Here is a 22,646-nt window from a genome sequence, read left to right as displayed (position 1 = left end):
GGACGACCGGATCGTGCGTGGCGATGACGACGGCTCGCCCCGAGGCGGCCATGTCGCCGAGAGCGTCGAGGACGATGGCGGACGTCTCGAAGCGTCCCTCGCGCGAATCCTTCGTGCAGAACTTCTTCGCTGAGGACGGCGCGGGGCGAGAGTGGTTCCCGATCGACCTTCAGCCCTACCTCGAAAATGAGGGTGGACACGAGGACGTCCTCGAGGCCTGCCCGGCGCTTCCCCCGAGCGATACTCTCTACGGGGTCCCGCTGAAGTAGCGGCAAAGGCCAGGAAGCCACGCCGACGATTTAAAAGGCATTGGACGATTGTGGGGCGATCTCCTCATTGACGGAGATCGCCCCACAATCGTCCAGTGGATTCCACCCGGACCAGATTCGCTCTTACGCGTCAGATCTTCTGCGGCTCGATCTTCCACACCTCACGCGCATAATCGCGGATCGTGCGGTCGGAGGAGAAGCGGCCAGATTCGATGATGTTCTTCAGGCACATCGCGGCCCAGTGGCGACGATCGGCGAAGTAGTCAGCTGCCGCCCGATCGCGCGTCTCACGGTAGGAAGCGAAGTCACCGAGCACGTAATACTCGTCAGCGCCGCCCCAGCCGTCAAGCAACGAATTGTGCAGGTCGTGGAAAAGCCCCGTGCCGCCGTCGTCCAGCGTGCCGTCAACAAGCGCATCCATGACGCGCGCCAAGCCGGGGACCTCGGCCGCCGTACGGCGCGGATCGTAGGTCTTGCGAAGCTCGGGCAGCTCGTCCTCGGTGGCGCCAAAAATGTAGGCGTTCTCGTTACCAACCGCGTCCACGATCTCCACGTTCGCGCCATCCATCGTGCCCAAAGTCAGCGCGCCGTTCATCATGAACTTCATGTTGCCCGTGCCCGAAGCCTCCTTACCGGCAGTGGAAATCTGCTCGGAAACGTCCGTGGCAGGAATGATGTGCTCGGCGGGAGACACGTTGTAGTTCTCCACGAAGACAACCTTGAGACGGCCCGCCACATCGGCGTCGTTGTTGACGAGCTCACCAATGGTGTTGATCAGCTTGATAATCGCCTTCGCACGCACGTAACCGGGGGCGGCCTTCGCGCCGAAGATGAACACGCGCGCAGGCACCTCCATCGACGGGTCATCCTTGATCTGGAAATACAGGTCGAGGATGTAGAAGGCGTTGAGCAGCTGACGCTTGTACTCGTGCAAACGCTTGATCTGGGTGTCGAAGATGGCCTCCGGATCCACCTCGATGCCCTGGCGATGCTTGATCCAGTCGGCGAAGTCCACCTTGTTCGCGTGCTTGATCTGATTGAGCCGGTCGAGCACGTCGGCGTCGTTGAGATAGCCCTCCAGGTTCTTCAGAAGGTCCAGGTCGCGCACCCATTCGTCATTGCCGAGCAACTCGGTCAGCAGGGCCGACAGGCGCGGGTTGCACTGATCAAGCCAACGGCGCGGCGTGACGCCGTTCGTCTTGTTGTTGAACTTCTCCGGCCACACCTCGTACCAATCCTTGAGCGTCTCCGCCTTGATGATCTCCGTGTGAAGAGCGGCAACGCCATTGATCGAGAACGCCGCATAGCAGGCGATCCACGCCATCCGGATGCGGTTACCGCTCACCGGTGCCATGTAGTCAATCTTGCCCTGGTCGTAGCCAGCCTCCGCCATCTCCTCACGGAAGCGGCGGTCGATCTCGAAGATGATCTCCCGGATGCGCGGGAAGAGGCGGTCGAAGATGGCGACCTCCCAGGTCTCGAGCGCCTCGGCGAGCACCGTGTGGTTCGTGTACGCAAACGTGCCGCGCACGATCTCCCACGCCTCGTCCCAGCCGAAATCGTGCTCATCCATGAGGATGCGCATGAGCTCCGGGATGGCGAGCACCGGGTGGGTGTCGTTGAGCTGGATCGAGTTGAACGCCGCGAAGTCCTTGAGCGAACCGCGCTGGGCGATCTCATTGTCCACGATCTGCTGAAGGGAAGCCGAGCAGAAGAAATACTGCTGGCGCACGCGAAGCACCTTGCCCTCAAAAGAGGAATCGTTGGGGTAGAGCACGCGAGAGATGTCGTTGACCCGTTCGCGCTCCACGATTGCTCCCGTGAAATCCTGGGAGTTGAAGGCGTTGTAGTCGAACTCGGCCATCGGCTCGGCCTTCCATAGGCGAAGCGTGCCCACGTTGTCCGTACCGTAGCCGGTGATCGGCATGTCGTAGGGGATCGCGCGGACCTTAAGATCGGCGTAGTTGACGAACTTGACCTTCTCTTCGCGGCGAATGACGAACGGGTAACCCTCTTCCATCCACGGATCGGGCTCCTCACCCTGGGCGCCATTATCGAAGAACTGCTTGAATAGGCCATAGCGGTACAGGATGCCGTAGCCGCGCACGGGCAAGTTCTGGGTGGCCGAGGAGTCAAGGAAGCACGCGGCCAGGCGGCCAAGGCCACCGTTGCCGAGCGCGGCGTCGTGCTCTTCTTCCAAGATGTCGCTCAGATTCTGGCCGAACCCGCTCAGCGCTTCGCGGGCCTCCTCGACCAGCCCGAGGTTGCCCAGATTGTTCAGCAACGCCCGGCCCATGAGGAACTCGGCCGAGAAATAGTGCTGCATTCGCGCGGTGTTGTAACGCTCTTCGGTCTTTTGCCAGTTGTCGGCCAGATAATCGACGACGGCCGCCGCAGTGCCTTGCCAGTATTCCTGCGGCGTCGCGGAGAAGACGTTCTTGCCAGAAACGGAACGAACCTGGCCCGCGATAGCGGCGGTCAATTGTGCGTGAGTCATGAAACCCCTTCAGTTAAGCATGGACGTCCACGGTATCTAACCCAAGGATACCCGCGGCAAAATTGTGGCCAAATCGGGTCAGGCCGGTTGCAAGAAAATCAGTAGCTCATGCCGAGGGCGGCGTGGACGTCGTCCAGCGTTTGCACAGCCTGCTCGCGTGCCCGCTCCACCCCGCGCTGGAGGACGGCGGAGAGGTAGGCCGGGTCGGCTGCAAGCTCCGCGCGGCGCGCGCGCAACGGCGCGAGGTGCTCGTTGAGCGCCTCGGTCACCACCTTCTTCAGCGTCCCGCCGCCGCCGTTGCCGATCTCCTCGGCGATCTCGCGCGGGTCTCGCCCGGTGGCCAGGCCCGCGAGCAACAGCAGGTTGGATACCTCGGGGCGATTCTCCGGATCGTAGGTGATGAAACGCTCCGAGTCGGTGACGGCCTTCTTAATCAGCTTGGCCGTCTCGTCCGCGCTCATGCCCAACTCGATCGTGTTATGGCGCGACTTGCTCATCTTCGTCCCGTCCAGGCCGAGCACCGACTCCGCCTCGGAGAGCAGGCCCTGAGGCCGGGGGAAGACCCGGCCTTCACCCTTGTGCCCGTAGCGAGCCTCAAAGCGGTCGGCGATCACGCGCGCCTGCTCAAGGTGGGGGAGCTGGTCCTTGCCCACCGGGACAAGGTTAGCTTTGCAAAAGAGGATGTCGGCCGCCTGGTGGACCGGGTAGGTCAGCAGCAAGCCCGACATGGGCCGCCCGCCCGTGGCCTCAAGCTCGGCCTTAACCGTGGGGTTTCGCCGTAGTTCGGCGTCGGTGACGAGGGAGAGGAAAGGAAGGAGAAGCTCGTTGAGCTCGGGGACCTGGGAGTGGGCGAAGATCGTCGTCTCCTGCGGGTCCATGCCGATCGCGAGGTAGTCGGTGAGCAGGGAGTAAACCGAGTCGCGGATCGAGCCCGTCTCATCGCGATCCGTGATGACCTGATAGTCCGCGATCAACAGCCAGGTCTCGACCCCGCGGCGCTGAATGTCCACCCAGTTGCGAAGCGCCCCAAAATAGTGGCCGATGTGGAGGTTTCCGGTCGGCCGGGCACCGGTGAGCACGCGGAACTGCGAAGGATCCTCGGCAATGGCCCGATCGATCTTCGCGCTCACCGAGCGTGCGTGGTCGAGGGAGGCATCGGACATGTCAAAGTTTGCGCCATGAGTCATGCCACCATGATAGGTGGCCGCCCGCGCGTTTCGAAACTCCGCGCTAGAGGGGGTTGGCGAAAAACAGGGTCAGAGACAGCGGCGGAACGCGCGTGAGGGCGCGAGGCGCGTAGGTCGTCGTCGTGCGCCGGGGCTTCTCCCAGGTCGAGCACCACTCGAGACGGAACGGAGTGCCGCGCCCCTGCGGTAGCTGCACCACGCGCGAATCGACGTTCCCGTTCGCGACGAGGAGCGCGTCGGCGTCCTGCCCGAAGCCCGACCGCAGCGCCTGCAGCAGGCGGACGTGCGGGTCGAACCACTTGTAGTCGGGCATGATCTGACCCGTGTAGTCGAGCCACGTGATGTCCGGGATCGCGTCCGAATCGGCGGTGTTGCCGGAGTAGAAACTGGTGGGGCGGAAGGTGCGGTGCTCGCGGCGCAGGCGCACAAGGTAGGAGACGGTCTCGTACATGTTGCGCTGGTCCTCGGTGAGCGCCCAGTCGATCCACGAGGCCTCGCCATTGAGGCTGTAGGCGTTGTTGTTGCCACCCTGCGTCTTCATCAGCTCGTCGCCCGCCGCAATCATGGGGGTGCCCACGGAGAATAGGAGGGAGGCAAAGAGGTTACGCATCGTGCGCCGGCGCGCGGCGAGGATCTTCGGGTTAGCGGTCTCGCCCTCGGCGCCGTGGTTCCACGAGCGGTTGTTGTCCGTGCCGTCGCGGTTGTCCTCCCCGTTGGCCTCGTTGTGCTTGTGGTTGTAACTGACCAGGTCGTACATGGAAAAGCCGTCGTGGGCGGTGATGAAGTTGACCGAGGCGTACACCCCGCGCCCGCCCGGCATGCGCCCGTGGCCGAACAGATCCGCCGATCCGGCGATCCGGGTGGCGAGGTCGCGCTGGTCGCCGCCTTGCCCGCCGTGGATGATCGCCGCCGGCTCCGTCACCCAAAACGAGCGCAGAGTGTCACGGAAGCGGTCGTTCCAATCCGCGGTGGGGGCGGGGAACTGGCCGGTGCGCCAGCCGCCGTGCCCCAGGTCCCAGGGTTCGTTGGTGAGCTTGACCTGGGACAGGATCGGGTCTGTCGCCATCGCCACGTAAAGGGGATGCATGTGGTTGAAAGTGTCCCCCTCGCGCCCGAGCGTGACGGCAAGGTCGAAGCGGAAACCGTCCACCCCGACGTGCTCCGCCCAGTAGCGCAGCGAGTCCAGGGTCAGTTGAATGACGGGCATGCGGCGGAAGTCGAGGGAGTTGCCGCACCCGGTGGTGTCGATGAGCTGGCCGGGACGCTGGGGATCGTGGCGGTAGTACATCGAATTGTCCAACCCGCGCCAGGACACGGTGGGGCCGTCAGGGCCCGCCTCGCACGTATGGTTGTAGACGACGTCGAGGATGACCTCGAGCCCGGCGTCGTGCAGCAGCTTGACCATGCCCTTGACCTCGTCGAGCACCGCCTGCGGGCCGGCGGCCCGCGATGAGGCCATCGCGTAGGACGGCTCGGGGGTGAAGAAGTTGAGGGTGTTGTATCCCCAGTAGTTCTCCTTGCCCTGGGCGGTGAGGAAAGGCTCGCTCATCTTCGCGTGAATGGGCAGGAATTCGATCGCGGTGACACCCAAGGTCTTCAGATGGTTGATCGTGACGGGGTGAGCCGCGCCGGCATAGGTGCCGCGCAGCTCCTCGGGGATGCCGGGCAGCGTCTTCGTCAGCCCCACCACGTGGGCCTCGTAGATGACGGTCTGATCCCAGGGGATGTTCGGGCGGTGGATCTCGAAGGACTGATCCTCGATGATGACGCCGAGCGCCGTCACCTCCGCCGAGTCGCGCTGGTCAGCCTGGCGGGATGGGTCCGGCTTGAGGTCGGCGTTGACGACGTGGGAATAGAGCGCCGGGTGCAACTCGGGGGTGCGGGTGATGGCGCGCGCGTAGGGATCGAGGAGGAGCTTGGCGGGGTTGTGGAGGAGCCCCTGCGTCGGGTCCCAGCGCCCGTGCACGCGGAAGCCATAGGCCTGGCCGGCCCTGATGCCGGGCACGTGCCCGGACCACACGCCGTGGTCGCCGCGGCGCAGGCGGAAGCGCCGTTCGGAGGTCTGTTGGGCGCTCACGTCGACGAAACAGACGTCTACCGCCGTCGCGTGCGAGGCCATGACGGCGACGTCGACGCCCTGGCCGGACAGATGCGCGCCGAGGCGGATAGGTCCGGAGACGGGCAACGAGGGCTCGGGCTCGCGCGCGGTATAGCGCGATACGGGCTTTGTGGATTGCTGGGAAGTCACGACTCCTATTGTGGCAGTTTATGGTGTGAAGCGGTAGCGGATCGACCTGCGGCGATGTCGGAGGGGAGCAGTAGAGTGGAAGGCAAGGAGGGACGATGTACGGAAAACTGAACGAGCGGCGGGCGATCGCCGAGCGGGACGCGGCCACCAGGCTCAATCCGCGGGCGGCGTTGGCTGATCCGCGCGGGCGCTACCTACTCATCCAAGGAGGCGCCGTGCCGTTCGACGGCGCCCTCGTCTTCCTCACCCGCGATCAGTTCGCGGAGTTGGGCGCGGGCGACCCCTCCTACCTGGGCCGCTTCGAGGGGCGAGCATACTTCGCCGTCGACGCCGCGGCGCTGGCCGTCGACGCCGCGTGGCAGGGCACTCTTGTGGGTCTGCATTTCGCGCCGCTGCGGGAGGTGGGCCACCTGCTGAGCGAGGCCGAGGCGGCGCTCGCGATGGAGGCGATGGCGCTCATCAACTGGCACCACTTCCGCTACTGTCCCACGTGCGGGCAGCGAGCTGCACTGACCGAGTCCGGGTGGCAGATGCGCTGCGAGAACGGGCACGTGATCTTCCCGCGCACGGACCCGGCGGTCATCATGGCGATTCACGACGCCGCGGACCGGCTACTCCTTGGCCGCAACCGTAGCTGGCCCGCTGGGCGCTTCTCGACCCTGGCCGGCTTCGTGGAGGCCGGCGAGACGCTGGAGGACGCGGTGCGCCGCGAGGTGGCAGAGGAAGTCGGCGTCAGGGTGGGCCGCCTAGAATACTTCGGCTCCCAGCCCTGGCCCTACCCGCGCTCGCTCATGGTGGGCTTCCACGGCTGGACTTGCGAGGCGGACCCGGAGCTGATGCCCGACGCCGTGGAGGTGGTCGAGGCGATGTTCGTCAGCCGCGACCAGCTGCGCCAGATGTACGCGGACAATCCGGCCTCGATGCCGGGGCGGACGTCGGTGGCGCGCGCCCTCATCGAGGACTGGCTGGGCGGGCCGCTGGAAGGGGGCGCGCGTGACTAACGCCGAAGAACTGCTCAGCCACCTTGACCCGCGCCAGCGCGAGGTCGCCGAAAACGTCACCGGGCCGATGGCGGTGCTCGCGGGCGCCGGCACGGGCAAGACCCGCGCGATCACCTACCGGATCGCCTACGCCGTGCACACCGGCCAGCACAAACCAACCAACATCCTGGCCGTGACCTTCACCCACCGCGCCGCCAGCGAGATGCGCTCGCGGCTACGCGACCTCGGGGTGCCCACCGTCCAGGCACGCACCTTCCACTCCGCGGCGCTGAGCCAGCTACGTTACTTCTGGCCCAACGCGATCGGCGGTCGGGTACCGGAGATCAAAGAGTCGAAGGTCAACCTGGTGGCGAGCGCGGCGGCGCGGCTGGGCATGAGCGTGGACAAGGTGTCGGTGCGCGACATGGCGGCGGAGATCGAGTGGTCGAAGGTTTCGCTCATCGCGCCGGCGGACTACGAGCGGGCTGCCACCTCGCAGGGGCGCCCGGAGGTGGCCGGCTACTCTCACGCCGAGATCGCCGCGCTCATCCGAGCCTACGAGGAGGTCAAGGCCGAGCGCGCCGTTATCGACTTCGAGGACGTGATCGTCATCCTCATCGGCATCATGCGCGACCGGCCCGACATCACCGCCACCATCCGCAAGCAGTACAAGCACTTCGTGGTCGACGAATATCAGGACGTGTCCCCGATGCAGCACCGCCTGCTTCAGCTGTGGTTGGGGGATCGGCGCGACCTGTGCGTGGTGGGCGACGTCTCGCAGACGATCTACAGCTTCACCGGCGCCTCGGCCCGCTACCTGGAGGGCTTCACGCGGGAATTCCGCGGTGCCCGCACGGTCAAGCTCAACCGGGACTACCGCTCCACTCCGCAGATCGTGGAACTGGCAAATGCCGTCATCGAGCCGGATCGCAACGCCGCTAGCGTTCAGCTCGTCTCCGCACTCAAGTCCGGCCGGCCCGTTTCCTACGCCGAGTACGCCGACGACGCCGACGAGGCGGCCAACATCGCCGGCAAGATTCTCTCGCTACGCGAGTCCGGCATGGACTTTTCCGACGTGGCGATCCTCTACCGCACGAACGCCCAGTCCCAGGAGTTTGAGACTGCGCTGTCCCAGGCGGGAATTCCGTACGAGATGAAGGGCTCGGAGCGCTTCTTCATGCGCCGTGAGGTCAAGGACGCGATGGTTGCCCTGCGCGCCGCCGCGCGCGGCGGCGTGGCGGGCGAGCTTCCCCAGATCGTCGAGGACACCCTCTACGGCATGGGGTGGCGCCCGGAGGCGCCCGAGGCCGGAGCCGCCAAGGAGCGCTGGGAATCCCATAACGCCCTGCTGACCCTCGCTCAGGAGATCTGGGACAAGCGCCACGCGAGCGTGGCAGAGTTCGTGGCCGAGCTTGAGGAACGCGCGCAGATGGGCAACGAGCCCACCACCAACGCCGTCACCCTCTCGTCCCTCCACGCCGCCAAAGGCTTGGAGTGGGCTGCCGTTTTCCTCGCGGGGATGAGCGAAGGGCTCATGCCCATCTCCCACGCCTCCAGGCCGGAGGCGGTGGCCGAGGAACGCCGCCTGCTCTACGTGGGCATCACACGCGCTCGGGAGGAACTACACATCTCCTACGCCCAAGGCAACCGGGGCCGTTCCAAGCGCAAGGTCAGCCGCTTCCTCGAAGGGCACTGGCCGCAGCCCGAGTCACGTTCGACGCGCTCGCGGCGGGCTAACTCGAAGGTGGCCAAGGAGCAGTGGGCGCGGGAGAATCCGGATGACGTGGCGCTCTTTGAGGAGCTGCGCCTGTGGCGGTTGGCCAGGGCGCAGGAGACGGGCAAGCCTGCTCACCTGATTTTGCATGACGTGACGCTGCGTGAAATCGCCGTCAAGAAACCACGCGACCTAGCCGAGCTCGGGCGGGTGCGGGGGATCGGGACCCGCAAGCTCACCGACTATGGCTTCGATTTGCTCGCCATCGTCGGCGACAAGCCGATCGGCTTTGGGCACTAACCCGGCTTTCGCCGTCCCGACACAAGTCAGGAATCTGGAGCCTGCCAGGCCCGTATAGCGATCGGTAGCCGGAATGTTCAAGTGAAGTGTCGGAGCAGGCATGCCTTCTGCGTCGGGGCGGTCAGGCGGCGCTGAGCGTGCAGCCGCACTTGGGGTGCGGACGTAGTGTCAGGCGTTCGGGCGGGTACGGGGCCGGGCCAACCCGCCACATCTCCGGCACGGGACCGCCGTCGAGGTAGGCCACGATGTCGCGCACGGCCAGCGAGATCGCGGTCATCGCGGAGGAGGTTTCGGGCAGGAGCGGCGTGGCCGAGCACGCCTGCTGGATGAGGTCGATCCAGTGCGGGTCCGCGTCCGCGCGGTGAAGCATCAGGCACGTGCCGCAGGCAGACTCGTGCGGGATGGACAGCGGTCCGGCGAAGATGTCCACCTCCTCGATCCAAGCCTGGTAGACGGGCGCGCACTGGCCCAGGTACATCCCCACACTCACCGGGTCGGTGGCGTACGCGCCGGAGACGACCACCACATTCGGCGGGCGCACCGTCATATCCGCGCCCGAGGTCTGGATCGTGGGCGCCTCCCGGCGCAGCAGGGTCTTCAGCGCCGCGGCCCGACTCTTGCCGGGGCCAAGTGCGCTCATCGCGGGGTGGTCGGTCAGGCCGACAACCCCGGCGTCGTCGGTGGTGATCCTGCCCACCCCGCACCGGGCGAGCCCAATCGCGATGCCGGCGCCCAGATAGTCGGCGCGGTGGATGTGGACGTGGCAGTGCTGGCGGCGTGGCGAATCGTGGTGGATGCGCCGCCACGGCGCGTGGTCGATTCCGCGCGAGGGGCACTCGCTTAGCACGCCGGCCTCCGTCAGCATGGCGAGCAGCGAGGCGAGGCGCGTGGGGGAGATGCCGGCCGCCTCGGCACGCACCTCCACCTCCGGTTGCTCCTGGGGGAGGGTGAGCGTGTCGACGAAGGCCAACTCGGCCCGCGTCAACCCCTCGAGGCTGAGGCCGATGCGCGGGTCGATGCCGATCTGGGCGCTCCACGGCCCGGTCCAGAACAATCCAGTGGTCAGCTGCATGAGGCACACGCTAGCCGAGCAGGCGCGGACGAGCCGCACGAATACACCGCTGTGGAAAACGGCGGCTCCTTGGCAGGGGGGCGGCGCTAGTCGGGATCGCCGAAGCCAGGCTCGTGCGGGGCCTGGCCCTGGTTTTCATCGTTGAAAAGATCCTCGAGGAAGGAATCGAGCTCAGCCTCGACGCTCTGCACGTCCTGGCCGAAGAAAGAGGTCGGGTCGTTGAGGGCGGCGACCGTGGGCAACAGGTCCGGGTGAGCCCACAGCGCGTCGCGCTGATCGATCCCCAGGCGTTGTTCCGCCTGCTGCCAGAAAGCGGCTGCCTCGCGTTGCAGGCGCGGGGCGAGCTCGATGCCGAGCTGGGCCTGCCAGACGTGCTTGGCGGGATTGTCGGTGGCGTAGCGCCGCGTGAAGAGCTCGCGCAGGGCCACGGCGTTGGGCAGATGCGGGGCTACGGCGCGAGCCGTGACCTCGCTGATCCAGCCCTCGATGAGGGACAGGAGAAGCTGGAGGCGCGCCACCGAATCCTCCTGCTCGGTGGACAGGTCGAGCACGAAGACCTTCGACATATCCAGCTCGGGCATGGCGGAAGGGTCGAAGGACAGTCCCTCGGTCAGGCCACGTGCCTGCTCCTCGATGGACTCCATGTCGATCTCGAAGCCGGAGGCGATCTGGGCGATCGTGTCGATCACACGCGGACGCAACCAAGCCACGCGCGTGTAGAGCCGGGCGGCGGCGGCCTCACGGACGGCCGCGAAGAGCAATACCTCCTCGTTCGGGACGTCGAGGTCCTTGGCGAAGTTGACGATGTTGGTGGGCACGAGCATGGCTGATGACCCCTCCGTGAGCGGCACGCCCGTGTCGGTGGAACCGAAGCTCTCCGCCGCGAGCTCGGCCAGCGCCTCGCCGTACTGGACGCCGAGCACAGAGCCGACCATCTTGGTCACAAACCCCGCCGGGTCGCCAAACATGTCGGCTATCTGCGGGGGCATATGCTCGGCCTGCTCGCGGAAAATCTCGGAAAAAGCCCGCGAGACGTTCGCACCCACCGGCTCGAGAAGCTTGCGGAAGGTGGCCAGCGAATGGGCGAGCATGTCGAGGCGGGAGACGGCCATGTTCGGGCCCGTCGCCGGGTTGAAGGAGGTGGCGGCGTCGAGCCAGAGGGAGGCCGTGCGCAGGGAATCGCGCGTCTTGTCGGCGGCCTCGGCGGTGAGCCGATCGAGGTGGCGGGAGGTAATCGTATCGCGTGCCACGCGCTCGGCCAGCTGCCAGTTGACCGGGCCCTCGCCCGACGAGCCGAGCATCTGCTGAATCTGATTCGTCACAAGCGCAAAACTGGCGGGGTTGAGCATCTGCGACATGAGCGTGTCAGGATCTTGACCCTGGGCCTTGATGTGCTCGATAATCCGGTCCGCGGCCTCGGAGCCGAGGATGGCGCGCAGGCGCTCCTGCCAGTCGTCGTTGTCTGGGCCGATGCCACCGCTGTTGCTCATTTTTCCTCCTTGGATTCACTATAGAGTAGTAGCCGCGCCGACGCCGGACAACGTGCCGCGGTGCGCCGCGCGCGAAACCGCCGCGTCACATCCGGCAACCGCAACGAGAAAGAGGAGCACATGTCCATTGCCCGCCCATCGAGGGCCGCCGTCTCGGGCACCATCTTCGCCGTGCTGATGGTGGTGGGGGCGGCGCTGCCGTCGTCGTACATCGTGCAGCGTCCAGGCCCGGTCCTGGACGTGACCTCAGCCAACGACGGCGAGAGCCTGGTAACGCTTACCGGAACGGACACTTACGACTCGGAGACGAGCTTCCTCATGACCACCGTCAGCGCCCTCGGCAACGCGGACGCCGGCATCTCGGGCGCGGTGGTGGCCGGCGCGCTGCTGACCTCGGATGAGGTGGTCCCGGTTCGCGCCCTGTACCCGGTGGAGGTCTCCTCGAGCCAGATCAGCGAGCAAAACGCGGAGCTGATGACGAACTCCCAGGACACAGCCGCCGCCGTCGCCTTCGAGGAGGCGGGCCTGGAGGTGTCGATGACGCTCACCGTGGCGGGCGTGCCCGAAGGTTCCCCGGCCGAGGGGATCGTCGAGGAAGGCGACGTGCTACGCGCGATCGCCACGGAGGACCGGAGCGCCACAGTTGCGACCTTCCGCCAGCTCTCCGACTTCCTTGATGCCACCGAGCCCGGCACCGAGGTGAGATTGACGGTCGAGCGCGACGACTCCGAGCAGACCCTCACCACCCTCACCCGCGGTTTCGAACCCGATGTCACCGGCTGGGTACACCCCGGCTCGGCGCTGGGGGTTTACGTCTCGGTCACCGACGTGCAGCTGCCGGCGCAGGCCACCTATGCCGTGGAGGGCATCGGCGGGCCGTCGGCTGGAACCATGTTCACGCTCGCCATCTACGACGACGTCACCCCCGGTTCGCTGGGTGGGGATGCGGTGATCGCCGGCACGGGCGCGATCGCGTGGGACGGAGAGGTCGAGGCGATCGGCGGGATCCGGCACAAGCTCGCCGGCGCGAGCGCTGCCGGCGCCACGGATTTCCTCGCCCCGGCCTACAACTGCCCCGAGACCATCGGCTATGAGCCGGACGGGCTGAACATCTGGGCGGTGCGCACGATCGACGAGGCCATCGGCGCCGTGAAGGCGATCGGCGAGGGCAAGACCGATTCGCTCACGCCGTGCTCAGCGCTGCCCGCGGTCGGCCAAGAAGGGTAGCGCCCACAGCTAGGCTTGCTCGGCGAAGCCCATCTTCAGCCCCTCGACGAGGCCGGGAATGAGGTTGGCGCCGGAGAGGACCTTGGCGTCGTCGTCGAACTTGCGCATCCGGATCGCGCACCAGCTCTCGCCCGTGCGCAGGACGGCGGCGACAATGCGCACGTCCTGCCGGTCGGGGTGGGAGGCCAAGACCTTGTCGGCCTCCGCGGGATCCTCGGGCAGCGACACTTCGGCGCTGGGTGGAAGGATGATGCGCTCGACGGACAGGGCGGCGCCGTCGACGTCGGCGGGCCAGACGATGCGGCCCAGGAGGTCCTCCAGGGTCTCCACCTGCGGCAGGTCCTCCTGCTCGATGGAGAACAGGGTGGTCTCGTCCTCGATGGCGTCGGCCTGGACGTCGGCCGGGAGCTCCCCGGCAAGCTCGGGATGCTGCGCGAGCGCGTTCTTGGCGAGCGCGAGGGCGAAGAGCCGGATCGGGGCGTCCCAGCCTCCGCTGGCCACGTGTCGCTCGATCTCCAGGGTGGACTTCTCGAGGGATCGAGTCATGGGGGTCTTGGCGTTTTCAGTCACGGCCTATTCTTACCACACGCGCTCGCAAAGCTTAGAGGTGAACCACGTGGCACCCGGCGCGCGAGATGTTATACGGTTTTATTAGTTCCAACGTGCCGCAGTGCCCGCTCAGAGCGGACATGAAACGAGGTTTATCTTGACTACATCGACCAAAAAGCAGCACCGCTCGGGCAGGGGAGGTGCCTTTATCCCCACGCTGATCGTGCTCGGCCTGCTCGTGTTCGCGCTGATCGGCTTCGCCGGTTTCTGGACCGAGCTGAAGTGGTTTGAACAGATTAAGGCCGTGCGCGTGTTCTGGACCCAATACGGCGCGTCGATTGCGCTGGGGGCGATCGGCTTCCTCGTGGTGTTCGCCGTTGTCGTCCTTAACCTGTGGATCGCGCTCAGGGAGAGTAAGACCTCGCGCAACGTCATCGACCTCGACTCCAACCACGTCGGCGAGGCGCTGCTGAAGCGCAAGTGGCTGACGTTCGGCGTCGTGCCCGGCGTCGTCGGCCTCCTCTTCGGTGCTGGCCTGGGCGGCAGCTGGCAGACCTTCCTGCTGTGGTTCAACCGCTCCTCATTCGGGGAGACGGACCCGGAGTACGGGCTGGATGTGTCCTTCTACGTTTTCTCGCTGCCGGCGATCCACGCGATCATCAGCTTCCTTGTCACCCTTGCGATCCTGTCGTTCTTGGTGAGCGCGCTCGCCTATTGGATGACGGGCGACATCGGCGCCAGCCAGCGCGGTTTCACCGTCTCCAAGAAGGCCCAGGCTCACGCCGGCGCGTTGCTCGCGATCGGCGCGCTCATCGTCGCGATCAACTACTGGCTCGCCCGCTACGACCTGCTACTGGGCAACAACCAGCGCTTCTCGGGCGCCACCTACACCGACATCAACGCCTCCAAGCCGGGCCTGACCATCCTGGCGGTCGTGGTGGCGCTGGTGGCGGCGCTCTTCGTCCTCGCCGCCGTGCAGCGCAGATGGAAGCCAGCCGTGATCGGCATCGCCTCCACCGTGGCAACTGCCCTGGTGGTGACAATGCTCTACCCGGCGCTCGTGGAGAACTTCAAGGTGCGCCCGAACGCGGCAGAGCTGGAGTCGACCTACATCCAGCGCAACATTGACGCCACGCGCAAGGCATACGACATGGCCCACGTTCAGACACAGCAGTATGACGCGCGTACCGACGTTGAGCCCGGGCAGTTGCGTAAGGATTCGGAGACGGCCGCGCAGATCCGCCTCCTCGACCCGAACATCGTCGATCCCTCGTTCAACCAGCTCCAGCAGAACAGGCAGTACTACCAGTTCAAAGACCCGCTCACGGTTGACCGTTACGAGATCGACGGGCAAACCCGCGACACGGTGATCGCCGTACGCGAGCTCAACCTCGAGGGCCTGGACGCCGAGCGTCGCTCCTGGGTCAACGACCACACCGTCTACACCCACGGCTTCGGGGTCGCGGCCGCCTACGGTAACACGATCACCTCGCGCGGCGACCCGGCCTTCTGGGAGGCCGGCATCCCCTCCACGGGCCAGCTTGGCGACTATGAACCGCGCGTGTACTTCGGCCAGCAGTCGCCGTCGTACTCGATCGTCGGCGCTCCGGAGGGCTCGGATCCGTGGGAGCTCGATTACCCGGATGACACGGCCCCCAACGGTCAGGTGATGAATACCTACACGGGCCAGGGTGGGCCGAGCGTGGGTAACGCCTTCGAGCGCCTTATGTACGCGATTCGGATGGGCTCGACAGAGCTGTTCTTCTCCGACCGTGTTACCCCCGACTCGCAGATCCTTTTCACCCGCGACCCGCACGAGCGTGTGCGCAAGGTGGCCCCGTACCTGACGCTGGACACGAAGGCCGTGCCAGCCGTGGTGGACATGGACAACGATCCGTCCACCCGCAAGGATCTGGTGTGGATCATTGACGGCTACACGACGTCGAACAACTACCCCTACTCGGCGCGCGAGACACTGACGGATGCCACCGCGGACGCGACGACGAGGGGCCTGGGCCAGCCGCGCCCGGAGGAGATCAACTACATCCGCAACTCGGTCAAGGCCGTGGTCAACGCCTACGACGGCTCGGTCACGCTCTACCAGTGGGATAACGACGATCCGATCATCAACGCTTGGAAGTCCATCTTCCCCGGCCAGATCACCGAGCTGTCGGAGATGCCGGGCGACCTCATCGCCCACGTGCGCTACCCGGAGGACCTGTTCAAGATTCAGCGCACCCTGCTGGCTCGCTACCACGTCACTGACGCGAAGTCCTTCTACTCGGGCGGCGACTTCTGGAACGTTCCGCTGGAGCCGACTGAGGCCGCCAGCGCTACCACGCCGAAGCAGCCCCCGTATTACCTGACGCTGAAGATGCCGGGCGAGGACCAGACGGCGTTCTCGCTGACCACCTCCTACATCCCGGGCGGTCAGACGAACCGAAACGTCATGACCGGCTTCCTCGCCGCCTCCGGCGACGCCGGAAACAAGACCGGCGTCAAGGGCGAGGACTACGGCAAGCTCAGCCTCCTCGAGCTACCGCGTGACCTCACGGTGCCCGGCCCGGGCCAGGCACAAAACACGATGCTGGCCAACCCGAAGGTCTCAACAGACCTGAACCTGCTTCAGCAGGGCGGGACGGAGATCATGCGCGGCAATCTCCTGTCGTTGCCGGTGGGTGACGGCCTGCTCTATGTCCAGCCCGTCTACGTCCAGGCATCCTCGGGTACGCAGTATCCGACTTTGCAGTACGTGCTGACCCTGTTCGGCGACAACGTCGGATTTGCGCCCACGTTGGATGAGTCCCTCGACCAGGTCTTCGGCGGAGATTCCGGTGTGAGCGCGGGCGACGCCGGCGTCGTGGGGAAGAAGGAGGCTCCGCTCGAAGCCGGGGCTGCCGACCAGCCGGCGGGTGAGTCGAGCCCGGCTCCGAATGCCGAGCCGAGTACGGCTCCGAGTGCCGAGCCGAGTGCCGAGCCGAGTACGACGCCGTCGGCGGGCAGCGCGCAGGAGCGGCTGAGCACGGCGCTGGGGTCGGCGAAGAAGGCCATCGAGGATTCCCGTGCCGCGCTGGACGCAGGCAACTGGGCAGACTATGGCAAGGCCCAGGATGCGCTGTCGAAGGCGATTGATGAGGCGGTCGCGGCGCAGAACGAGATCGACGGCAAGTAACTAGCCTTCGGCGAAGAAGGGGAGGAAGCCCGCCCGGGCTTCCTCCCCTTGTGCGTGGGCGTCGCCAGCACCCGTGTGCTTGCGCGTCGCCCACGACCACACTTAGGCCAATATGGCCAAAGTTTTTGTTTTGGAGCAGTCAATTCTTCCAAAACCGCTGGATAATTTGGCCGAATCCTTTAGTATGGAAGGGTGACCCCGTGAACATCGACGTTCGGGCGGGCTCCACACACCACGAATCCAGCGATAGGAATCAAACATGCGAGTTTCTAGACGAGGCGCGGCGCTCGCCACGGGCGCGGCGCTCGCCCTGAGCGGGTTGGCCTCACCCGCTTTCGGCACAACATATAACTACACAGAGATACCGCAGGGCGAGATGTCCGCGGTCTTCGCGAGCTCGGAAGAGACCAGCGGCGAAGGCGCCAACGGCCGGCTTGCGCTCATCCTGGACGGCAACCGCGACACCTATTGGCACACCAAGTGGAATGACGGGGAAGCCCCTCTACCCCACACGTTCATCGTCGACCTCGGCAAGCAGGTCGAGGACCTCGGTCGTATCGTGCTGACGCCGCGTCAATCCTCCAACGGCTCAGGCCGCTTCGGTGACTTCCAGGTGTTCACGACGAGCGACAAGAACTGCTCGGATCCGCAGGCCTATGGGGATGCGGAGGTTCCCATCCAATTGGCCAAGGTTGCCGAGGATTCTATCCCCGCGTTGCCGCCGGCCGGCAAGCTCGCCGACGTCACCGTCGACTTCACCCCGACCGCCGCGCGTTGCGTGATGGTGGCGGTTACTAGCGCCTGGGGTGGGGACGACACCTCGAGGGTTCCGGCGAGCCTGGCAGAATTCAAGGCCTTCACGGCAGCCGAGTCGGGCGAAGCGGGCAGCGATCCCACGCCTGACGTGCCAAAGCCCCTTGAGATCACCATCCCGGAGGGCGCCCCGGAGATCACGGACGGCCAGCTGACCGTCCACACACACCCCGGCTTCCCGCAGGTGGTTGACTACCAGCTGGGCGACAAGCGCCTGCCTGGCAAGTTCGGCGACGCGCTGAACGCGATCAACATCGACGGCACGTCCACCCCGGTCACCGTCGCTGCCCCAACCGTCAGCGCCGACAAGACCTCGGTGACCTACCCGGTGACCTTCCCGTCCATCGCCGGCGCGTCCTTCAACGTCGTCATCTCGGTGAAGGACCAGGTGCTCGAGTACAAGATCACGGACATCGTCGATCCGAACCTGAAGATCAACCGCATCGAGATTCCCGGCCTCGACCTGGTTTCGCTTGATTCGGCAGCTGACGCCGCGGCCATGGTCGGCGGCGCGAAGATCAGCACCAATCGCGCCACAAATCCCGATAGCTTCTACACAATCGCCGACACGAACGACACGACGACGAACGTGTGGATGGCCGTGGCCGCAGGCAACGGCCTCGCGGCCGGCTTCGAGACCAACGCGATCGATGACCAAACCGCCAAGCAGGGCACCTCGGGCAACGATCGCTACACGGTCCAGGTGCGCGAGCAGGGTGGCAACCGCATCGGCACCGTTTCCCCGTACGAGTGGGTTCACCGCGGCGGCGCCGTGCTGAAGCATGCCGGCGGCAAGGGTATCGGCCCTGATCCAGATCCCTTCATCAAGGTCAAGATCACGGCCGACGCGAACGGAGACAACGCCGTCGACTGGCAAGACGCCGCCATCGCTACCCGCGACGTCCTGCGCCCGTTCGTCGGCATGGATGAGACGAAGAACATCGTCATCACCCGCATCCCGTTCAACATCGTCTCTCAGGCCACCCACCCGTTCCTGCGTACCCTCGACGACACGAAGAGGATCTCGCTTGCCACGGACAACCTCGGCCAGCAGGTGCTCCTCAAGGGCTACCAGGCTGAGGGCCACGACTCGGCCCAGGGCGACTACGGTAACAACTACAACGAACGCGCCGGCGGCCTTGCCGACCTCAAGACTCTGGTCGAGGCCGGCAAGGACTGGAACGCCACCTTCGGCGTCCACGTCAACGCCACCGAAAGCTACTCCGAAGCCAAGTGCTTCTCGGACGGGGCCAACGGCTTCGTCGATGTTGCGCAGGATGCGAACGGCGTCGCCGCGCCGTGCGAGCTCCAGATGCCGCCGCGGCTCGCGTGGGGCTGGATGAACCAGTCCTACAAGATGAACGACCAGAAGGATTTGGCCACCGGAAACCTGCTCAAGCGCCTAGAGCAGCTGCGCAAGGACTTCCCGGCGGATTCCAACCTCAACTGGCTCTACTGGGACGTGTACTACAACAGCGGCTGGCAGGCCGAGTCCTTCGCGTGGAACCAGCAGAACCGCCTCGGCTTCCGGCTTGCCTCGGAGTGGGCGTACTCGTTGCCCACGCTGTCCACGTGGTCCCACTGGGCTAATGACGAGGCCTACGGCGGCACCGGAAACAAGGGCCTGAGCTCGACGCTCATCCGCTTCGTGGAAAACTCCTACCGTGATACCTTCAACCCGGATCCGATGCTCGGCAACACCAACGTCCGCGAGTTTGAGGGCTGGACGGGCAACGTCGACTACACCAACTTCATCCAGGCAGTCTGGCAGAAGAACCTCCCGGCGAAGTTCCTCCAGCAGTCCGACATCGTCTCCTGGAAGAAGCCGGCGAACGGCCAAGCTGGCCGCATCGTCTTCAAGAACGGCACGGAGGTCACCTCCGCGCAGGCCTCGGTGGGCGGCTACGACGTCGCAGCCGACCGCGTCGTCACCTACGATGGCGCGACGGTCCTCAAGGGCGCCACCTACCTGTTGCCGTGGAAGAACGGCGGGCAGGATCGCCTGTACTACTACAACCCGAGCGGGCAGTCCACCACCTGGAAGCTCACCAAGTCCTGGGCGAGCCAGCCGAGCCTGAAGCTGTACAAGCTGACAGATACCGGCCGTACCGAGGTCGCAAACCTCACCGTGGCCGACGGTTCGATCACCATCCCGGCTACGGACGGCGGCAACGGCACGGCCTACGTGCTCTACCCGGCCACCGACGTGCCCGCCCCCGCCACCCCCGACTGGGGCGAAGGCTCCAGCATCAAGGATCCGGGCTTCTTCTCCGGCACCCTCGACGCTTACGACGTGACGGGTAACGCCTCGGTCGTCACCACCGACCGTCAAAACTTCCAGGCCGAGTTCGGCAAGGGCGCTGGCTCGATCTCCCAAGAGATCACTCTGCCCGAAGGTGATTACTCCGCCTGGGCATGGATCGAGATCCAGCCTGGCAAGACGCGCGAGGTGAGCGTGTCAGCGAAGGCCAAGGACGGCGTCGTGACCCCGGCCCAGCACCAGAAGGCGGTAGACGGGGTCGCCACGACCACGATCTCTGACTCGGGTGCCATCAACGCCACCGCCTCGGACGAGAAGTTCCGCACGCACTTCCAGCGCGTACCGGTTCGTTTCCACACCGACGGCAAGGCGATGACCTTCGCGATCACCGTGGGCGAGGGCGAGGCGACCGTGGCGGTTGACGACCTGCGCGTCGTCGCCTTCAAGGAGACGGACCCGAACCCGACCGACGCGACCATCGCGTTTACCAACTTCGAGGATACGGACACCGGCTACTGGCCGTTCGTGACCGGCTCAACGCAGGGCGGCGACGCCCGCACGCAGCTCGCGCTGCGCAACGAGCCGTACTCGCAGGCCGGCTGGTGGGGCACCCTCAACGGGAAGAGCACCCAGAAAGGTCAGAAGCTGATCGACAACGTCCTCGACGGCGACTGGTCGCTCCTGGCACACCAGGAAAACGGTGGGCTCATCCTGCGCACCACGTCCGCGTCGGTGCCGCTTGAGCCGAACCACACCTACAAGGTGAGCTTCGACTACCAGGCCGCACACACCGGCGATTACCAGGTGGTCATCGGCCACGACGAGGCGACCTCAGGCAACTGGAGGGAAGTCACCGACAGCCGGACCCCGATCGCGCAGAGCCGCGGCACCGGGTGGAAGGACGCCAGCGGCAACCCCGGCGCGGGCACCGCGAAGTTCGAGCTGCAGTTCCGCGCAAGCGAGCAGCCGACCTTCATCGGCATCCTCAAGGCGGGCAACCTCTACCAGGGCGATCTGACGATCGACAACTTCCGCGTCGAGGAACTGTTCATCCCGAGCACCGACATGAAGGTCACGCAGTCCGCCTCCTCGAGCGAGGGCATGCGCACCTACGACGTGACCACCAGGGTGGACACCTACGGAGGCGATCTGACCGAGGTGGCCCACAAGCTCGTGGCACCCGAGGGCTGGACCGTCACGCCGGTCAAGGCAGGCGCGACCGAGGCCACGAAGGATGCCGCCTCGGTGGCGACCTGGAAGGTTGAGGCTCCGAAGACTGCCGAGCCGGGTGACCTCGTGTTCACGGGCACCTGGAAGATCGGCGAGGAGGCCGGCGAGGGGACGCAGACCGCGACCCTCGACCCGAGCAAGAGCGAGCTGACCAACCCGATCGGCGGGTCCGATCTGACGATCGCGGACTTCAGCTCCGAGCAGACCTCCGGTGAGCCGGCCCCGAACGGTTTCGCCGCGGCGGCAATTGACGGAGACGCCAACACCTACTGGCACACCCAGTGGAGCCCGACCGCCCTGCGCTACCCCCACCACATCACCCTCGAACCGGCGGCGGTCAAGGGTAACGACCAAACCTGTACGTTCACCGGCTTGGAGTACACCACTCGCCAGAATGCGGCGAACGGCCGCATCAAGGGCTACGAGGTTTACGTCTCGATGGATGGTGAGGACTGGGGTGAGCCCGTGGCGACGGGCAACTTCACGGACGACACCGCGCCTCAGGTCGTCGAGTTCCCGGCCGTCGAGGGCAAGTTCGTCAAGCTGATTGGCCTCGACGCGATCAACGGCCAGGCCTTCGGCGGCGCCGGCGAGATCCGCCTCGGCGGCACCTGCGGCACCCCGGATCAGCCGGATCCCGATCAGCCCGATCCCGATCAGCCCGATCCCGATCAGCCGACCTGCCAGGCCGTGGATCGTCCGTCGATCCCGGCTCGCGGCACGGGCAAGCTGGGCGAGTTCACCGGCGACCGCTTCGCTGACCTGTGGGCCGTGGACGGCGAGGGAAGCCTCCGCCGGTACGCGGGTCACGCTGACGGCACCTTCACAGGTGGCGAGATCGTCGACTGCAACGCGAAGCACTTCACGTCGATCGTGTCTATCCCGGACATGAACGGCGATGGTCGTGCGGACGCGCTCGTCGGACACCCGGATGGACGGATGTTCTACTACTACTCGGAGGGCGACGGCTTCCTGAAGCAGGGCCCGGAGGTTGGCCACGGTTGGAACGACATGGACAACATCGTCTATGTCGGCAAGCTCGGCTCCTCTCAGACTGAGTACGTGGTGGCTCGTCACGTGCCGACCGGGCAGCTGTACCGCTACGTCCTGACGAATACGGGGATGTACTCGGGCACGAAGATCGGCCATGGCTGGAGCTCGATGAGTCGCATCCTCGGCCCCGGTGACATGACCGGCGACCGGTATGGCGACATCGTCGCCATCAGCGCCGACGGCACCATGTTCCTCTACGAGGGCAACCGTGACGGTACGATCACATCGGTCGGCCAGATTGGTCACGGCTGGACGGAATTCACCCAAGCGGTCATTCCGGGGGATGTCAACGGTGACGGTCGATCCGACCTGGTTGGTATTCGCAACGACGGTAAGCTCTTTACCTACTTCAATAGGGGTAAGAGTTACTGGATGACCCCGATCGAGGGCGGTCACGGATGGCATAACATCTCGTTGATCGGCTAAGACGGACGGCTAACCGGGGTGGGGCTCGCATTCAGCGGGCCCCACCCCGCGTCTGTGGCCGACCCTCTTGCGTCGGCTCTCGCGTCCCGGAAAGCTGTTCATGCGGGCCCGCCGCGTCTATCTGCGGCGCGCGACCCGGGGGCGGCCGATCTGGGGATA

At 65.7% G+C, this 22,646-nt stretch carries 12 protein-coding genes; 6 read left to right on the top strand and 6 right to left on the bottom strand.

What is annotated here, in order from left to right; genetic code table 11:
• Positions 1 to 50: 50 nt before the first annotated feature.
• The gene (locus J2S45_RS08165; protein WP_307635075.1) at positions 51 to 269 is read left to right on the top strand and encodes a hypothetical protein; all 219 of its coding nucleotides are present in this window, start codon (positions 51 to 53) and stop codon (positions 267 to 269) included.
• A gap of 130 nt (positions 270 to 399) precedes the next feature.
• On the opposite strand, the gene J2S45_RS08160 is transcribed toward J2S45_RS08165, so the two are convergent.
• The 3 genes from J2S45_RS08160 to glgX all read right to left on the bottom strand — a co-directional run bounded on the left by J2S45_RS08160 (position 400) and on the right by glgX (position 6,201).
• Positions 400 to 2,766, bottom strand: a complete 2,367-nt coding sequence (locus J2S45_RS08160) for a glycogen/starch/alpha-glucan phosphorylase (RefSeq protein ID WP_307635074.1) — start codon at positions 2,764 to 2,766, stop codon at positions 400 to 402.
• Positions 2,767 to 2,864: 98 nt separating this feature from the next.
• Entirely contained in the window at positions 2,865 to 3,953 is a 1,089-nt protein-coding gene (gene trpS, locus J2S45_RS08155; protein ID WP_307635073.1) for a tryptophan--tRNA ligase, read from the bottom strand.
• A gap of 43 nt (positions 3,954 to 3,996) precedes the next feature.
• Positions 3,997 to 6,201 carry a glycogen debranching protein GlgX gene (gene glgX, locus J2S45_RS08150; protein ID WP_307635072.1) on the bottom strand — a complete coding sequence of 735 codons (2,205 nt, stop codon included), beginning with the start codon at positions 6,199 to 6,201 and terminating at the stop codon, positions 3,997 to 3,999.
• A gap of 95 nt (positions 6,202 to 6,296) precedes the next feature.
• On the opposite strand from glgX, the gene nudC reads away from it, so the two are divergent.
• Both nudC and J2S45_RS08140 read left to right on the top strand, forming a co-directional pair.
• The gene (gene nudC / locus J2S45_RS08145) at positions 6,297 to 7,202 is read left to right on the top strand and encodes an NAD(+) diphosphatase (protein WP_307635071.1); all 906 of its coding nucleotides are present in this window, start codon (positions 6,297 to 6,299) and stop codon (positions 7,200 to 7,202) included.
• Positions 7,195 to 9,195, top strand: coding sequence for an ATP-dependent helicase (locus J2S45_RS08140; protein ID WP_307635070.1), 2,001 nt, complete (start codon positions 7,195 to 7,197; stop codon positions 9,193 to 9,195). The genes nudC and J2S45_RS08140 overlap by 8 nt, the downstream gene beginning before the upstream one ends.
• 121 nt (positions 9,196 to 9,316) lie before the next feature.
• On the opposite strand, the gene J2S45_RS08135 is transcribed toward J2S45_RS08140, so the two are convergent.
• Together J2S45_RS08135 and J2S45_RS08130 are read right to left on the bottom strand one after the other, a co-directional pair.
• Positions 9,317 to 10,267: a hypothetical protein gene (locus J2S45_RS08135; RefSeq protein WP_307635069.1), complete on the bottom strand. Its 951-nt coding sequence runs from the start codon at positions 10,265 to 10,267 to the stop codon at positions 9,317 to 9,319.
• Positions 10,268 to 10,353: 86 nt separating this feature from the next.
• Positions 10,354 to 11,757 (bottom strand): zinc-dependent metalloprotease, encoded by a 1,404-nt coding sequence (locus J2S45_RS08130; protein ID WP_307635068.1) that lies wholly within the window; start codon positions 11,755 to 11,757, stop codon positions 10,354 to 10,356.
• A gap of 120 nt (positions 11,758 to 11,877) precedes the next feature.
• Between J2S45_RS08130 and J2S45_RS08125 the strand changes: the two genes are divergently transcribed.
• Complete coding sequence (locus tag J2S45_RS08125) at positions 11,878 to 12,984, top strand: YlbL family protein (protein WP_307635067.1); 1,107 nt, start codon at positions 11,878 to 11,880, stop codon at positions 12,982 to 12,984.
• Positions 12,985 to 12,993: 9 nt separating this feature from the next.
• Here J2S45_RS08125 and J2S45_RS08120 read toward each other — a convergent pair whose 3' ends face one another.
• Positions 12,994 to 13,554, bottom strand: coding sequence for a PPA1309 family protein (locus J2S45_RS08120; RefSeq protein WP_307635066.1), 561 nt, complete (start codon positions 13,552 to 13,554; stop codon positions 12,994 to 12,996).
• A gap of 136 nt (positions 13,555 to 13,690) precedes the next feature.
• Between J2S45_RS08120 and J2S45_RS08115 the strand changes: the two genes are divergently transcribed.
• Positions 13,691 to 16,705, top strand: coding sequence for a UPF0182 family membrane protein (locus J2S45_RS08115; protein ID WP_307635065.1), 3,015 nt, complete (start codon positions 13,691 to 13,693; stop codon positions 16,703 to 16,705).
• 259 nt (positions 16,706 to 16,964) lie between these two features.
• Complete coding sequence (locus J2S45_RS08110) at positions 16,965 to 22,487, top strand: endo-alpha-N-acetylgalactosaminidase family protein (RefSeq protein WP_307635064.1); 5,523 nt, start codon at positions 16,965 to 16,967, stop codon at positions 22,485 to 22,487.
• The last annotated feature ends 159 nt before the right edge of the window (positions 22,488 to 22,646 follow it).

This window comes from Trueperella abortisuis (assembly GCF_030811095.1).
Lineage (GTDB): Bacteria > Actinomycetota > Actinomycetes > Actinomycetales > Actinomycetaceae > Trueperella > Trueperella abortisuis.
Note: the sequence above shows the minus strand (reverse complement) of the source record. Positions and strands in the feature narration are given on the sequence as shown.

What these genes read in the sequence shown, in the direction of transcription:
- trpS (WP_307635073.1), bottom strand. Translation starts at nt 3,953, where the DNA reads ATGACTCATGGCGCAAACTTTGACATGTCCGATGCCTCCCTCGACCAC.
- J2S45_RS08110 (WP_307635064.1), top strand. Translation starts at nt 16,965, where the DNA reads ATGCGAGTTTCTAGACGAGGCGCGGCGCTCGCCACGGGCGCGGCGCTC.
- J2S45_RS08165 (WP_307635075.1), top strand. Translation starts at nt 51, where the DNA reads ATGTCGCCGAGAGCGTCGAGGACGATGGCGGACGTCTCGAAGCGTCCC.
- J2S45_RS08125 (WP_307635067.1), top strand. Translation starts at nt 11,878, where the DNA reads ATGTCCATTGCCCGCCCATCGAGGGCCGCCGTCTCGGGCACCATCTTC.
- nudC (WP_307635071.1), top strand. Translation starts at nt 6,297, where the DNA reads ATGTACGGAAAACTGAACGAGCGGCGGGCGATCGCCGAGCGGGACGCG.
- J2S45_RS08135 (WP_307635069.1), bottom strand. Translation starts at nt 10,267, where the DNA reads ATGCAGCTGACCACTGGATTGTTCTGGACCGGGCCGTGGAGCGCCCAG.
- J2S45_RS08160 (WP_307635074.1), bottom strand. Translation starts at nt 2,766, where the DNA reads ATGACTCACGCACAATTGACCGCCGCTATCGCGGGCCAGGTTCGTTCC.
- J2S45_RS08130 (WP_307635068.1), bottom strand. Translation starts at nt 11,757, where the DNA reads ATGAGCAACAGCGGTGGCATCGGCCCAGACAACGACGACTGGCAGGAG.